This window comes from Streptomyces winkii, assembly GCF_032248595.1.
Classification (GTDB): domain Bacteria; phylum Actinomycetota; class Actinomycetes; order Streptomycetales; family Streptomycetaceae; genus Streptomyces; species Streptomyces winkii.
The window spans coordinates 1-15,391 of the sequence record NZ_JASTTH010000013.1; the positions used below are offsets into that span (position 1 = coordinate 1).

Annotated in this window: 10 protein-coding genes; 4 read left to right on the top strand and 6 right to left on the bottom strand. The window is 72.6% G+C overall.

Going from position 1 to position 15,391, the window contains the following annotated elements:
* The first annotated feature begins 118 nt into the window (after positions 1 to 118).
* Complete coding sequence (locus QQM67_RS29785) at positions 119 to 994, top strand: hypothetical protein (RefSeq protein WP_314178391.1); 876 nt, start codon at positions 119 to 121, stop codon at positions 992 to 994.
* A 77-nt stretch (positions 995 to 1,071) separates the two neighbouring features.
* Here QQM67_RS29785 and QQM67_RS29790 read toward each other — a convergent pair whose 3' ends face one another.
* Positions 1,072 to 2,757, bottom strand: coding sequence for an AMP-binding protein (locus tag QQM67_RS29790; protein ID WP_314178393.1), 1,686 nt, complete (start codon positions 2,755 to 2,757; stop codon positions 1,072 to 1,074).
* Between the two features lie 264 nt (positions 2,758 to 3,021).
* Here QQM67_RS29790 and QQM67_RS29795 point away from each other — a divergent pair, with 264 nt between their 5' ends.
* Positions 3,022 to 4,458 (top strand): MFS transporter, encoded by a 1,437-nt coding sequence (locus QQM67_RS29795; protein ID WP_314178396.1) that lies wholly within the window; start codon positions 3,022 to 3,024, stop codon positions 4,456 to 4,458.
* Between the two features lie 130 nt (positions 4,459 to 4,588).
* Here QQM67_RS29795 and QQM67_RS29800 read toward each other — a convergent pair whose 3' ends face one another.
* Positions 4,589 to 4,996: a YciI family protein gene (locus QQM67_RS29800; RefSeq protein WP_314178621.1), complete on the bottom strand. Its 408-nt coding sequence runs from the start codon at positions 4,994 to 4,996 to the stop codon at positions 4,589 to 4,591.
* A 446-nt stretch (positions 4,997 to 5,442) separates the two neighbouring features.
* Between QQM67_RS29800 and QQM67_RS29805 the strand changes: the two genes are divergently transcribed.
* A complete protein-coding gene (locus tag QQM67_RS29805) occupies positions 5,443 to 6,378 on the top strand; it encodes an endonuclease/exonuclease/phosphatase family protein (RefSeq protein WP_314178398.1) in 936 nt (311 codons plus the stop codon).
* Between the two features lie 91 nt (positions 6,379 to 6,469).
* On the opposite strand, the gene QQM67_RS29810 is transcribed toward QQM67_RS29805, so the two are convergent.
* Positions 6,470 to 8,242: a helix-turn-helix domain-containing protein gene (locus QQM67_RS29810; protein WP_314178399.1), complete on the bottom strand. Its 1,773-nt coding sequence runs from the start codon at positions 8,240 to 8,242 to the stop codon at positions 6,470 to 6,472.
* 234 nt (positions 8,243 to 8,476) lie between these two features.
* Between QQM67_RS29810 and QQM67_RS29815 the strand changes: the two genes are divergently transcribed.
* Positions 8,477 to 9,595, top strand: a complete 1,119-nt coding sequence (locus tag QQM67_RS29815; protein ID WP_314178401.1) for an ArsR/SmtB family transcription factor — start codon at positions 8,477 to 8,479, stop codon at positions 9,593 to 9,595.
* Positions 9,596 to 9,820: 225 nt separating this feature from the next.
* Here the strand turns inward: QQM67_RS29815 and QQM67_RS29820 are convergent, their stop codons facing one another.
* The 3 genes from QQM67_RS29820 to pucD form a co-directional block, all read right to left on the bottom strand.
* Entirely contained in the window at positions 9,821 to 10,975 is a 1,155-nt protein-coding gene (locus QQM67_RS29820) for an XdhC/CoxI family protein (protein ID WP_314178403.1), read from the bottom strand.
* A gap of 322 nt (positions 10,976 to 11,297) precedes the next feature.
* The gene (locus tag QQM67_RS29825; RefSeq protein ID WP_314178406.1) at positions 11,298 to 12,785 is read right to left on the bottom strand and encodes an NCS2 family permease; all 1,488 of its coding nucleotides are present in this window, start codon (positions 12,783 to 12,785) and stop codon (positions 11,298 to 11,300) included.
* A gap of 150 nt (positions 12,786 to 12,935) precedes the next feature.
* Entirely contained in the window at positions 12,936 to 15,371 is a 2,436-nt protein-coding gene (gene pucD / locus QQM67_RS29830) for a xanthine dehydrogenase subunit D (RefSeq protein ID WP_314178407.1), read from the bottom strand.
* Between the last annotated feature and the right edge of the window lie 20 nt (positions 15,372 to 15,391).

Sequence of the window (15,391 nt, forward strand, 5' to 3'; positions counted from 1 at the left end):
TTTCTGGGCCGTTCCTCTTCGGAAACCGCGTCCTTTCGGCGACGATATGGGCAGGCCCTCAACGCCCCCTGCCCGTCGTACCGATGACCGTCCCGTTGATGCCGCTGGAGCCGAAGAGATGGCAGAAAGCGTGCCCGTGCGCTGCCCGGAGTGCCGCCGCGAGCACACCTACACGCCGCCGGTCTACCCGTGCGACTGCGGCGCCCCCGTCGCGCTGCCGCTGCTTCGCGACGGCACGCCCGCGCAGGTGCGGCACCGTACGTGGGCCGGGTCCTGGGTGGAGGTCCGCTGTCCGGCGTGCGGGATGTCCAAGGAGTGGCCGCAGCCCGAACTCGGCTGCGGGTGCGGCACGTTGCTGAGGATGCCGGTCGTGCCGCCGCAGCCGGGCCCCGCCGCGGACGAGCAGCCCGCGGGCACCTCGCCCGCGGCCACCCCCGGTGACGCCGCCCCGGCGGGCGTCGCCGGAGCCCCCGAGGCGACCGGTGCGAACGGCGAGCCCGAAGGTGCCGCACCGCCCGCCCCGGCCGGGACGCCGGCGGGGAACGAGGGTTCCTCGTCCGCGCCCGCGCCGGTCAAGGCCCACGGCACGCAGGAGCAACCGCGGCACAGGTCGCGCCCCGCCTTCCGCCCCGTCACGATCCGTACGGCACAGGACGCCCGTACCGCCGCGGCCGAGTATCTGCGGTGGCTGGGCTTTCCCGAGGTGCGGGTCACGGAGAAGCGTCCGTCCTCCGGGGTGGACGTGCGCGGGGCGGGCATCATCGCGCACGTCGATCCCACGACCGCGCCGACGACCCTGCGCGAGGTCGAGACGCTCTGGCTGAACGGGCTCAACGAGGATGTGGACACGGCCTGTTTCTCCCTGGCGGGCTACTCGCGCGAGGCCCGCACCCGTGCGGACTCGCTGTCCGTGCCGCTCTTCGTCCTCGATCTGACGGGCATGCCGCAGGCCGTCAACGACCCGGCCGACGACCTGATCCGCTCCGTCTGCTGACGACCGGACCGAGGGACCACACGGGCCGTCGCGCCGTCGGCACCACCCCGTCGGCACCACCCCGCTGGTGCCCGTCCTCAGCGCTCGCGGAACTCCTCCCCCGGCCCCTGCGCCGCGTGTGCACGCAGTTCGACGCGGCGGATCTTGCCGGAGATCGTCTTCGGCAGATCGGCGAACTCGATGACGCGCACGCGCTTGTACGGCGCCAGCGTCTCCCGCGAGTGCGCGAAGATCGCGTCGGCCGTCTCCGCCCCGGGCTCCCACCCCTCCGCGAGCACCACGTACGCCTTCGGCACGGCCAGCCGCAGCTCGTCCGGCGAGGGGACGACCGCGGCCTCGGCGACCGCCTCGTGCTCCAGCAGCGCGCTCTCCAGCTCGAACGGGGAGATCTTGTAGTCGCTCGCCTTGAAGACGTCGTCGGAGCGGCCGACGTACGTGATGTAGCCGTCCTCGTCGCGCGAACCGATGTCTCCCGTGCGGTAGTAGCCGCCCGCCATCGACTCGCCGGTGCGTTCGCCGTCGCCGCGGTAGCCGGTCATCAGCCCGACGGGACGAGCGGACAGGTCGAGGCAGATCTCGCCCTCGTCGACGCCCGCCTCACCCGTCACCGGGTCGAGCAGCGTCACGTCGAACCCGGGCATGGCGCGCCCCATGGACCCCGGCTTGAGCCGCTGCCCCGGGGAGTTGGCGACCTGGACGGCCGTCTCGGTCTGGCCGAAGCCGTCGCGGATCGTCGTGCCCCACGCGCGCCGCACGTGCTCGATGACCTCCGGGTTGAGCGGCTCGCCCGCCGCGACGACCTCGCGCGGCACGGCGGTCAGCTTGCTCAGGTCGGCCTGAATGAGCATGCGCCACACGGTGGGCGGCGCGCAGAAGCTGGTGACGCCGGCCTTCTCGATCTCGGCGAGGAGGCGGTCCGCGTCGAAGCGCGCGTAGTTGTAGATGAAGATGGTCGCCTCGGCGTTCCACGGCGCGAAGACGTTGGACCACGCGTGCTTTGCCCAGCCCGGCGAGGAGATGTTGAGGTGTACGTCGCCGGGCTGGAGCCCGATCCAGTACATCGTCGCCAAGTGGCCCACGGGATACGAGACATGGGTGTGCTCGACGAGCTTCGGCTGCGCCGTGGTCCCGGAGGTGAAGTAGAGCAGGAGCGTGTCCGCGGCGCGGGTCGGGCCGTCGGGCTCGAAGGCGGCGGAGGCGCCGTAGGCGTCCTCGTAGGCGAGCCAGCCCTCTTCCGGGGCGCCGGTGCCGCCCACGGCGATGCGGGTGTAGTCGCCCTCGACGGTCGCGAACTTGCCGGTGTCCTCGGCCCGTACGACCACGTGGCGGGCCTCGCCGCGGTCGATCCGGTCGGCGAGGTCGGCCGGGCCGAGCAGCGGGGTGGCCGGGATGACGACGGCCCGCAGCTTCATGCAGGCCAGCAGTGTCTCCCACAGCTCGACCTGGTTGCCGAGCATCACGATGACGCGGTGACCGGCCTCGACGCCTTGCGCGCGGAGCCAGTTGGCGGCCTGCGCGGAGCGGTCGCGCATCTCGGCGAACGAGTAGCGGGCGCCGGCGCCGTCCTCCTCGACGATGTGCAGCGCGGTGCGGTCGTTGCCCTCGGCCACGGCGTCGAACCAGTCGAGCGCCCAGTTGAAGTGCTCGGGACGGGGCCAGGAGAAGGCGGCGCGCGCGGCGTCGTAGTCGGTCCGGTGCCGCAGCAGGGTGTCCCGGGCGGCGCGGAAGGCGTCGGTGGGGCTGGTGGGCTCGGTCGCCGTCATCGTCACTCCTCGGATGCCGCTGTCTGCGTGCTGTGTGCCGTCGGGCGCCTTGCCGCCCGCCGCCGGTGGCTGCCGGTGGCGCCGGTGGACGGGCGCCGACGCCGGTCGCCCGGTCATCCGGCCCGCCCGACGGCCCGACCGCCGGGCCGTCATCAACCCGCCGCGGGCCCGCCGCTGGTCACACTGCGGATCATCCTGAGTCACCGAGCCGCCGCACACCACCCCCGAGCAGCAGTTCGTACGGCGGGCGTGGATGCTGGTGTCATGTCCCCCGCATCCACGGACGAGACGAGTGCGAGCACCCCCAGGCGCCTCCTCGTGCTGGCGATCTGCTGCATGAGCCTGCTGATCGTCAGCCTCGACAACACGGCGCTGAACGTCGCTCTGCCCTCGCTCCAGCGGGAACTGCACGCGTCCGTCTCCGGGTTGCAGTGGACTCTCGACGCCTACACGCTCGTCATCGCCTCCCTGCTGATGCTGTCCGGCTCGACGGCCGACCGGGTGGGGCGGCGGCGCGTGTTCCAGACCGGCCTGGTGCTCTTCACGGGAGGCTCGCTGCTGTGCGCGCTGGCGCCGGGGCTCGGCTGGCTCGTCGCGTTCCGCGCGCTCCAGGCGATCGGCGGCTCGATGCTCAACCCCGTCGCCATGTCGATCATCACGAACACCTTCATCGAACCGCGGGAGCGTGCCCGCGCGATCGGCGTGTGGGGCGGCGTCGTCGGCGTCTCCATGGCGGCGGGACCGCTGCTGGGCGGCGTGCTCGTGGCGTCGGTCGGCTGGCGCTCCATCTTCTGGCTGAACATCCCCATCGGCCTCGCCGCGCTGCTGCTGACCGCGCTGTTCGTACCGGAGTCGCGGGCGCCGCACCCCCGGAAGCTGGACCCGGGCGGTCAACTGCTCGTGATGGCCGCCCTCGGGTCGCTCACCTTCGCCATCATCGAGGGCCGCAACTCCGGCTGGACGTCGCCGCTGATCCTCGGCTGCTTCGGCGCGAGCGCGTGCGCGACGGCGGCTCTGCCCGCGTACGAGCGGCGGCGGAGCGAACCGCTCGTCGAATTCCGCTTCTTCCGCAGCCTCCCCTTCTCCGGCGCGACGCTCACCGCGGTCACGTCGTTCGCGGCGCTCGCGGGCTTCCTCTTCCTCAGCACCCTGTATCTCCAGAACACCCGGGGGCTCTCCGCCTTCCAGGCCGGGCTGCACCTGCTGCCGATGGCGGCGATGACCGCGGTCTTCGCACCGCTGTCAGGTCATCTCGTCGCGATCCGCGGCGCCCGGCTGCCGCTGCTGCTCGCCGGTCTCTTCATGACGGCGAGCGGCCTGCTGTTCGCGCTCCTCGACGCCGAGCGGAACGACGTGCTGCTGTTCACCGCGTACGTCCTGTTCGGCATCGGCTTCGGGCTGGTCAACGCGCCCATCACCAACGCCGCCGTCTCCGGCATGCCGCGGTCGCGCTCCGGGGTGGCCGCGAGCATCGCCTCGACGAGCCGTCAGGTCGGCTCCGCGCTGGGCGTCGCCGTCATCGGTGCGGCGGTCGCGGCCGGTTCGCACACGACGGCGTGGTGGATCTTCACGGGGTGCGGCGCCGTCGTACTGCTGCTCGCGCTCGCCACCACCGGTCCACGCGCGCGGGCCACCGCGGACCGGGTCGCCTCGTGCCTGCCGGCCGCCCCGGCGGACTCCTCTCCGACGTCGCCGGGCTGACCTCCGTCCCCGGCCGGAGCGCACCCGCCGGGACCGGCCGGGCCTGGACCGGCCCGGCAGCGATCGCGCGCCCTCCGGCGCCCGCTTCCCGCCGCTCCCCGCCTCCCGCTCCCGGCCGCACGGCCGCCTGCTACGAGCCCGTCGGCGGCTCCGCCTGCACCGGCCGGACGATCACCGGGTAGTTCGGCGTGCCCTCCGGGACGGGGCACATCTGGATGCGGACCGCGATCTGCGTCGCCCGCTCGAAGCTCGGGCACTCCAGCAGCCAGTAGCCCACGGGCACCTCCTGCCGCACGCCGTACCCGTCGCGGGAGACCACGGGCCGTCCGTCGCCGTCGGCGGTGACCACGCCGGCCTCCGCCGGGGCGGTCAGCCCCTGCCCGCCGATGAGTTCGCCGGAGGCGGCGAGGTCCTCGTTGAGCTTCTGCATGAAACCGAACATCGCCTGGATGTCGTCCTTGGTCCAGGCGGGTGCGTCCTCGGACGGGCTGCCGTTCATGGCGTCGTAGTCCGACTGCGTCCCCTGAAGCATGATCATGAACTTCACAGCGGGCCTCCTCGCTCGCAGTTCGCCCCCGCACTTCGGGGGCAGGTGCGCGTGCAGACACCCGGGGCTGCTGGAACTCATCGCCCGGAAGGTGTCCGGCCCTGCAAAAGGGGGGCAAGTGCCCCGGCTCCATGCCCGTGTGAAGAGCCGTTGAGGACCGTGTGAGGGGAGTTCTTGACGCTCCGCGACCAGGTCCGTCATGTCTCGTCGGGAAGTGCGCGGACGAAGAAAAGATCAGAAGGACAGGCAGCCGAAGGCGCGTGCGATAAGGCACCATCAGGAGCGTGTTGACGGGGGACCGGAACCATCGCATCAGGCGGGGCGGCGGCCGTGGCACGGTGACGGGGCATCGGCTCCAGCCCACCGCACGGCCCGTCCGACCCCCCTTCGAGCGCGTACGCCGCGAGCAGGCTCCGCGGCGGACGGGCCGGCGGCCCATGGCCTGGTTCGTCGCCCTGGTGCTGGCCGTCCTCACCGTTCCGATCGTCTTCCGCGGCATGGACGACGACGGGCCCACGCCCATCGCCCAACTCCTCGCGTTTCTCCCCTGGTTCCTCGTGCCGGGCTGGCTGGCGCTGCTGTACGCCGTGCTGTCCCGCCGCGGTCTCCTCGCCGTCTGGGCGATCGCCGTGCTCGCCGCCACCGTCGGATACACCCTCCCCCAGGGCCCGGACGCACCGGCGGGCGCCGCCGAGCGCAACGGCGTCGCGCGCTTCCGCGTGCTGACCGCCAACCTGCGGTACGGCACCGCGACCGAGGCGCTCCTGGACACGCTGCGACGAGAGCGCCCGCAGATCGTCTCCGTCCAGGAGTGCGACAGCCGGTGCGCGGAGGCACTGCGCGGCGCGCGGATGCGGGAGACCTACCCCTACCGGCACATCATCGAGGGCGAGGGCGCGCGCGGTTCGGCTCTGCTGAGCGCGTTCCCGCTGGAGAAGAAGGACGCCCTGCCGGGGCGGCTGGCCATGCCCGGCGCCGTCGCCGACGTCTCCGGCAAGTCCGTGAAGGTGCAGGTGGCCCATCCGATGCCGCCGAAGCCGGACGCGCTGGGCAGCTGGCGCGAGGAGCTCAAGACGCTGCGCTCGTACGGGGCTTCGCGCGGCGAGACGCCGACGATCATCGCCGGCGACTTCAACTCCTCGCAGGACCACGCCGCTTTCCGCTCCGTCCTGCGGACCGGGATGAACGACGCGGCCCGCCTCACCGGGCAGTCCCGCACGCCGACCTGGCCGGACAACACGCCGCTGCGGCCGATGGGGGCGCAGATCGACCACGTCCTGGTCAGCGACCCGCTGACCGCCGTCGAGGCGCAGTTCCTCGACCTTGACGGCTCCGACCACCTCGCGGTGCTCGCGGACATCAAGCTGTTCTGAACTCCCCGTCCGCGAACTCCCCCGGCACGCCAGGTCGTTGTGGCGGGCCCGGGGCGGGCCGCCGTGAACGGCTCGTCCCGCGCCGGACGGTTCACCCCGCGCGGTACTCGACCAGCACCGGTTCCTCGCCGAAGCCGATCCGGTCGCCGGGCCGTACACGTGCCGTACCGCCGTCCATGTGGCGCAGGACGCCGGCACCTTCGCCCAGGGTCACGCGGGCGCGCCCCCGCGTCGTCCAGTAGACGTGGACCGGCTCCCCGTGGCGCTCGAAGCGGCAGGTGTACGCGCCTTCGGCGAGACCCATCCGGGTGCCCTTACCGCAGCCGGAGATCCGGGCGTCCGCCAGCCACCGGAAGAGCCGCTCCATGCGGCGGCCGGCCTCCGTGGGACGGCCCCCGACGGGCTGCACCACGAGGGGGATGCCCGTGCTGCCCCAGCTGTAGAAGTACATCCGCCGCACGCCTGAGTGCCAGGCGTAGAGGCCCGCCAGATAGAAGCGCACCGCGTAGTCGCGGGCACGGCGGGCGTCGAGCGGCGCGGCGACGGCGACGTCGCGGTCCGTGCCGGTGTTCCACAGCGGAAGGTCGACGACGCCCTCCTCGTAGAGGATGTCCCGCGCCTCCTCTGCGAGTTCGACGGTCTCCTCGGGAGGGCCGGCGGCCTTGCGCGGCGGAAGCTTCAACGCGGCCGCGTCGCAGCTCTTGAAGGCGCCCGTACGCGCGAACTTCCGCAGTGTCTCCCTCCCTTCACCCGTCCACAGCCCCCCGAAGGACGGGCAGGCGATCAGCGCCGAGGGGTCGGCGCGGCGGATGATCCGGGAGGCGCGCTCGACCATCTCCGCGAGGGTGGCGAGGCTTCCCGCGTAGTGCAGGGGGTGGCTCGGGTAGTCCCACAGCTCGTACGACTCGACGCGCCCGCGGTAGCGCTCCGCGATCTCGCCGACGAACCGGTCCCAGTCGGCGAGGTCTTCGGGAGGCGAGGCGAGCGAGTCCTCGTAGCCGCTCCTGCGGGCGTCGGGCGGCCCCGCCCACAGCGGCGTCCCGGAGAGGGTGAACAGGACGGGCAGGTCCTTGCGTTCGGCGCCCTCGACCATCCGGTCCGCCGTCGACCAGTCGTAGCGGCCTCGGTCCGGCTCGATGGTGCCCCAGCGGGTCTCGCTCTCCCACAGCCGCACGGCGCCGGTGCGGAAGCCCGGCATGCGCCCGGTGTCGGTGTTGAGCGTGAGGCCGAAGAACCGCGCCGGTACGCGGCGGGGTGTCGCGGACCAGTCCGGCCCCCGGAGCCGCTGCTCACCGGCGCCGCCGCGGGCGGCCGCCTCCGCGCCAGTGGCGGGCCCGCGCGGGTCGCTCCGGGAGCGCAGATGGGAGGCGGCCGTGGCGTACGAGGTGACGACGAGGACCACCAGCAGCGCCGCGGCCCGGAGCCAGAAACCGGCATGTAACGCGCGGGGGACGGCGGGATGTCGGGCTCCGGGCGGGCCGGTTGCGGTGTCCGTACCTGTGACGGCGGCGGTTCCTGAGCCGGTGTCCACGCCCTTGCCGGAACCGGATTCGGCAGCGGCATGGGCACCGGTGCCGCTGCCGGTGCCGGTGCCCGGATCGGCGTCCTGCTCGGCGACTGCCCGCCGCCACGCCCGGTAGAGGCGGTCCAACTCCGCCTCGTCCGCCGCGCACGCGCGGGCGATGCTCTCGACCGCACCGAAGGTGTTCGGCACCGTACTGCCCTGGCAGTAGCGGTGGAGCGTGGAGCTGCTCAGCCCGGTGCGGTGAGCGAGCGCCGCATAGCTGCGTCCGCTGCGCCGCTTCAGCGCCTCGAGCTCTTCCCCCAGTCCCGGCGGCGCCGGAGCGCCTCTCGCCGATGACATCGCGGCCCCCTCCTGCCTTCCCCCGTGGCCCACGCCCGTGGGACCGCGCGCCGACGCGTCCCACATCAAGGGAAATTAGCAGCTCATGAGGCCCGGATCGTCCCGTTGTCCCAAGTGGGGCTTTTCTCTTGTCACGGGACAAGCCCGCACAGCAGGGTCGGACGGTCGGCTCACGCCGACGTGCGTGCCGCACAGGCCGAGCGGCACGAACACGCTTGGTACATCGGGGGATTCATGCTGCGTGTGCACTTCACCGCGGGGGACATGGCCCGTACGAGGGTCGCCGACGGACCGGACCCGCTCTGGGAGTCCGTACTGAGTCTGCATCAACTCCAGGACAGGAACCGGGAGGTCGTACTGGACGACTGGCGGGGCCATGTGCTGCGCAACGTCTCACCGTCGCTTCGGCTGCTGCTGCCGCTCGTCCCGGCGCGCGGCTACTTTCCCGACTTCCTCACTCCGGCGGAGGGTTCGCAGGGATTCGAGGCCGGACTGGACTCGCTGCTCTCCACGCCCCGCGGCCAACTCCGCAGCCAGATCGAGAAGTTGAGCGACGGAAGACGGCCGGGTCCCTGGACGCGCTCGGTCGCGGAGGGCTCGGCGCCCGCGCTGCGCCGCCTCGGGTCCGCGCTGCGCGACTACCGGCGCGTGGCGTTCGGCACGTCCTGGCAGCGCGTTCGTGCGGGCATCGAGGCGGACCGCACCTGGCGGACGCGCATCCAGTGGAACGCCGGCACGGACGCGATGCTGCGGACGTTCGCGCCCGTCATGCGCTGGAAGCCGCCGGTGCTGGAGTGCGACTACCCGATCGACAACGACATGCGTCTCGACGGCCGCGGGCTGCTGCTGATCCCGTCGTACTTCTGCCGCCGTACGCCGGTCGCTCTGGCTGACCCGTCACTGCCGCCGACGATGGTCTATCCGGCGCGGGCCGCGGGCCGTCCCGTCCACATGACCGGCGACACCGCGACGGGCGTACACCTCTCCCGGCTGCTGGGGCACACCAGGGCAGCGGTGCTCCAGTCCGTCGGCGGCAACTGCACCACGACCGAACTGGCCCGCCGGGCGGGGGTGTCGGTCTCCTCGGCCAGCGAGCACGCCGCGGTGCTGCGCGGCGCGGGACTGATCGCGAGCAGCCGCGAACGCAACGCGGTACGTCACATGCTCACCCCGGTCGGCCTCGCGCTGCTGGACGGCCGCCCGGCGACGGCCACCGCCGCACGCACACCGGGGCGACTGGACGCGACGGGGCCCGCCCGCGTGGCCGCGTCCGCGGCGGGTCCCTGGGGCGGGGACGCCGGAGGCGCCGCCATCACGGCGGCGGTCACCGCGGCCTGTTCGGACCGGCGCTGAGCACCGGACCCGGCCCCGGGCCGCAACCGGAAAACAAGCGGACGACACGCATCACGCGGACCACCACCCGCAAGGGGCAGAAGCTGCACGCAGAAACGGCGCAAGGGAGAAGGCGTAGCAACGCTGCGCCGACGACCGACACCACAGCCCTGTGGCGCACACCCCTTCAGGCCGAGAGCGGCGCGTGCCAACCCCCATGCCCCGCGCGGAACTTCGACGGCGTGCCTAACGGTGGATCGGGGTGTGGGCGCCCGTCAGGGGGACGCCGGTGCCGCCGTGGCGTGCCGCCACGATCTCGGCGGCGATCGAGACGGCCGTCTCCTCGGGCGTACGGGCGCCGAGGTCGAGGCCGATCGGCGAGTGCAGCCGCTCCAGTTCGGCCTCGCCGACACCCGCCTCGCGCAGCTGCTCCAGCCGGGCGAGATGGGTGCGGCGCGAACCCATGGCTCCCACATACGCGACCGGAAGCCGCAACGCCCGCTCCAGCAGCGGCACATCGAACTTGGTGTCGTGCGTCAGCACGCACACGACCGTACGGGCGTCCAGCTCCTGGGAGTCGAGATAGCGGTGCGGCCACTCCACGACGACCTCGTCCGCGTCCGGGAAGCGGGCCGCGGTCGCGAAGACGGGACGGGCGTCGCAGACGGTGACCCGGTAGCCCAGGAACGCACCCGTGCGGGCCAGCGCTCCCGCGAAGTCGATCGCCCCGAAGACGAGCATCCGCGGCGGCGGCGCGCTCGACTCGACCAGCAGGGTCACCGCGGGCCCGCACAGCGGGTCGCCCTCGCCCGCCGCGCCCAGGCCGCCCGCGCCGGGCGGGCCGCCCTCCGTGCCGGTCTCGACGGTGGCGGTGCGGCCCGCGTCGAGCAGTGCGCGCGCGTGGGCGGCGGCGGTCTCGTCGAGGGCGGCGGAGCCGCCGAGGGTGCCCGAGGCCGCGCCGTCGGCGGGCAGACACATCGCGCCGCCCAGCAACTCCTCCGGCCCCTCGACGACGCGGGTCAGCGCGACGGCGCTGCCCCGCGCGGCGGCGGCCACCGCGTCCGCGTACAACGCGTATACACCGCTGCCCGCGCGGACCGGCGTGACGAGGACGTCGATGACGCCGCCGCACGTCAGTCCGACGGCGAACGCGTCCTCGTCGCTGTAGCCGAAGCGCTCGACCACGCTGCGCCCGGAGTCCATCGCCTCCTGGCACAGCTCGTATACGGCGCCTTCGACGCACCCGCCGGAGACGCTGCCGACCGCCTCACCGCGCGCGTCCACGGCGAGCGCGGCGCCGGGACTGCGGGGCGCGCTGCCGCTCACGGCGACGACGGTCGCGACGGCGAAGTCGCGCTCCTCTTCGCACCACCGGTGCAGTTCGGCGGCGATGTCCAGCATCGATGGCTCCTTACGGCATGCGCGGCGGCTGCGACCTGCGAGCTTACGCGCGGTGGGGGTGACCGGGCGTGTGCTCCGGTGTGTGGACTGACCGTTGCGCGGGGTGTGGGCGGGGTGTGGGCGGACGTACGGGGTGAGCGTCGGGCGGACGTAGTGGCGTTGTCAGCTGGTAGTTGTCAGCTGGCAGCTGACGTCCGTCGCCTCTCAGCTGACAACAACCGATATCTGTCAGCCCATTTCCGTCAGCCCACCTCCGTTACCCCACGCCCGCCACCCCACGCCGGTCGCCTCACGCTCGCGACCACCCCCGTCACCCCCTCCGTCACCCCGCCCCCAGCCACCCCTCCAGCGGGCTGAGCGCGAAGTACACCAGGAAGACGGCCGCCAGACCCCACATCAGCGGGCCGACCTGGCGCCACCTGCCCTGCGCCGACTTGATCACGACGTAGGAGATGCTTCCGGCGGCGATCCCCGCGGTGATCGAGTATGTGAAGGGCATCAGCACCGTCGTCAGGAAGACCGGGACGGTGGTGGCGATGTCGTTCCAGTCGATGTGCCGTGCGTTGGTCATCATCATCGAGCCGATGACGACGAGCGCCGCCGCCGCGACCTGCGTCGGGATGACCTGCGCGAGCGGCGTGAAGAACAGGCAGAGCGTGAAGCCGAGTCCGGTGACGACGCTGGCCAGTCCGGTCCGTGCGCCGTCGCCGACGCCTGCCGTGGACTCGACGAACACGGTCTGCCCGGAGGCGCCCGTGAGTCCGCCCGCCACTCCCCCGGCGCCGTCGATCGCCAGCGCCTTGTTCAGCCCCGGCATGCGGCCGTCGCTCCCGGCGAGGCCCGCCTGCTGCCCGATGCCGATGATCGTGCCGATGGCGTCGAAGAAGCCCGCCAGTACGAGCGTGAAGACGATGACGCCGACCGTCACCGCGCCGACGTCCGTGATGCCGTCGAAGGAGACCTTGCCGAACAGCCCGAAGTCGGGGGTGCTCACGATGCTTCCGGAGATCTCCGGCGCGTTGCGCCCGCCCCAGTCCTTCTTGTCCAGCCCGGCGAATTGATGGACGAGACCCGCCACGACGGTGCCGCCGACGATGCCGGTCAGGATCGCTCCGGGTACGCGCCGCACCTGGAGCACGAAGACCAGCAGCACGGTGACGGCGAAGCACAGCACCGGCCAGCCCGTGAGCATGTCGTGGGTGCCCAGCTGGAGCGGTTTGGCGCCGGCCACTCCGCCGGGCCCGGGCATGCTCGTCACGAAGCCGGCCTGTACGAGCCCGATGAGCGTGACGAAGAGGCCGATGCCCATGGTGATGGCGTGCTTCATCGCCGGCGGGATGGCGTCCATGATCAGTCGCCGCAGTCCCGTGACGACGAGCAGGATGATCACCGACCCGTAGACGACGCACATGCCGAAGGCGTTGGGCCACGTCATCGTCGGCGCGACCTGGTAGGCGAGCACGGCGGAGACGCTGAGCCCCGACGCGAGCGCCAGCGGAACGTTGCCGAGCACGCCCATCACGAGGGTGGTGGCCGCGGCGGCGAACGCGGTGGCGGTGGTGACCTGTCCGGCGTCGAGGGTGGCCTTCCCCACGTCGGGCACGGAGAGGATCACCGGGTTGAGCAGGACGATGTAGGCCATGGCCATGAACGTCGTCGCGCCGCCGCGCACTTCGCGCGCGAGGGTCGAGTGACGCTCCGATATGCGGAAGTACCGGTCGAGCCGGGAGCGTCCGGCGGGCGTGCGCGCCGGACGCTCCCCGGCGCCCGGGCCTGAGACGGGCGGGGAGGACGAGGTGTGCTGGGTCATGTGCGGGCTCCCAAGTTTCGTAGGGCACCCCGCAGTGCGGTGTGAGCGCCTCCACGGACTCCGTCTGGGAGGTGCCCGCAGGCTGCGGGGATTGGGATGCACGACCCGGGGGACGGCCCGAGACGAGAAGGGACGGCGGGCTGCTGCCCGCTATGCGCTGCCGGCGGGGGTGGTGCCGGTCAGATGCTCGGGACGGACCGGAACCCTGTTGAGGGCGAGGCCGGTCGCGTCGCGGATGGCGGCGACGACTGCGGGGGTGGAGGAGAGCGTCGGCGCCTCACCGACTCCGCGCAGCCCGTACGGGGCGTGCTCGTCGGCGAGTTCGAGGACATCCACGGGGATGGCGGGGGTGTCGAGGATGGTGGGGATCAGATAGTCGGTGAAGGAGGGGTTGCGCACCTTGCCGCCCGGGTCGACGAGGATCTCCTCCATGACGGCCAGGCCCAGGCCCTGTGTCGTGCCGCCCTGGATCTGGCCGACGGTCGACAGGGGGTTGATGGCCTTGCCGACGTCCTGCGCGCAGGCGAGTTCGACGACCTTGACCAGGCCCAGTTCGGTGTCGACCTCGACGACGGCGCGGTGTGCGGCGAAGGAGTACTGGACGTGGCCGAAGCCCTGCCCGGTCCTGAGGTCGAACGGCTCGGTCGGTCGGTGCCTGAACTCCAGTTCCTCCTCGACGACTTCGTCGCCGAGTACGTCCGCGAGCGCGGCGAGGACCTCGCCGCCCTCGGTGACGACCTTGCCGCCCTCCAGCAGGAGCGTGCCTCCGGCGTCCCACGCGGGGTGCTGCCCGGCGAACCTCTCCCGGCCGAGCCGCAGGACCCGTTCGCGTACGGCCTCGCACGCCTGCTTCACGGCGCCGCCCGTCATATAGGTCTGCCGTGACGCCGACGTCGAACCCGCGGAGCCGACCTGAGTGTCGGCGGGCAGGATGCTCACGCCCGATACGCCGAGTTCGGTGCGGGCGATCTGCGCGTGCACGGTGACGCCGCCCTGGCCGACCTCGGCCATCGCGGTGTGCACGACGGCGACGGGCTCCCCGCCGGCGACTTCGAGGCGGACGCGGGCGGTCGAGTAGTCGTCGAAGCCCTCGGAGAAGCCGACGTTCTTGATGCCGACGGCGTACCCCACGCCACGCACGACGCCTTCGCCGTGCGTGGTGTTGGACAGGCCGCCCGGCAGCGCCCGTACGTCGACGCCGGTGGCGCCGCCGCTCCCGGCGCCGAGGGCGTCGGAGCTCTTCCACTGCCGCTCGGGCGGCATCGGCATCGCCTTGACGCGGCGGAGGATCTCCGCCACCGGCGCGGGCGAGTCGACACGCTGCCCGGTCGGGAGCAGCGAGCCCTGCGACATGGCGTTGCGCTGCCTCAACTCGACCGGGTCCATGCCGAGTTCGGCGGCGAGGCGGTCCATCTGCGCCTCGTACGCGAAGCAGGCCTGGACGGCGCCGAAGCCGCGCATGGCGCCGCACGGCGGGTTGTTGGTGTAGAGGGCGACCGCCTCGACGTCGACGTTGGGGACCTCGTACGGGCCGACGCCCAGCGACGCGGCGTTCCCGACGACGGCGGGCGAGGACGAGGCGTACGCACCGCCGTCGAGCACGATGCGGCACGTCATGTAGAGGAGCTTGCCGTCGCTGTCGGCGCCGTGCTCGTAGGTGAGCTTGGCCGGATGGCGGTGCACGTGCCCGAAGAAGGACTCGTAGCGGTTGTAGACGATCTTGACGGGCTTGCCGGTCGCCATCGCCAGCAGGCACGCGTGGGCCTGCATCGACATGTCCTCGCGCGCGCCGAACGCGCCCCCGACTCCGGAGAGCGTCAGCCGCACCTTGTCGCTGGGCAGGCCGAGCACGGGTGCGAGCTGGTCGCGGTCGACGTGCAGCCACTGGGTGGCGATGTAGAGGTCGATGCCGCCGTCCTCGGCGGGGACGGCGAGACCCGACTCGGGGCCGAGGAACGCCTGGTCCTGCATGCCCACTTCGTACTCGCCGCGCACGACGACGTCGGCGCGTGCCCTGGCCGCCGCGACGTCGCCGCGCACGATGGGCTGCCGGTGGACGATGTTGGGGTGCGGCACGTGCGGCGCGTGATGGTCTTCGCGGCCGGGATGCAGTACGGGGGCGCCGGGGGCGGTCGCGCTCTCCTCGTCGTGCACGGGCGGCAGTTCGGCGTACTCGACGTGGATCTTCGCCGCGGCGCGGCGCGCGGTCTCCGGGTGGTCGGCGGCGACGACGGCGACGGCCTCACCGTGGTAGCGCACGCGGTCCTTCGCCAGCACCGGCTGGTCGTGGATCTCCAGCCCGAAGTGCGTCTCGGCGGGCAGGTCGTCGTGCGTCATCACGCTGTACACGCCGGGGACCTTCAGCGCCTCGGACACGTCGACGGACCGGATCTCGGCGTGCGAGTACGGGCTGCGCAGCGTGCAGCCCCAGAGCATGTCCTCGTGCCACAGGTCGGAGGCGTAGGCGAACTCGCCGGTGACCTTCAGCGTCCCGTCGGGGCGCAGCGTGGATTCGCCGACGCCGCCTCGGGTGGCGCTGCCCTGGGTGAGGGCGGTGGGGATGCGGGTCGGGGCCGCTCCGGGCATCTCAGACCACCTCTCCCTGC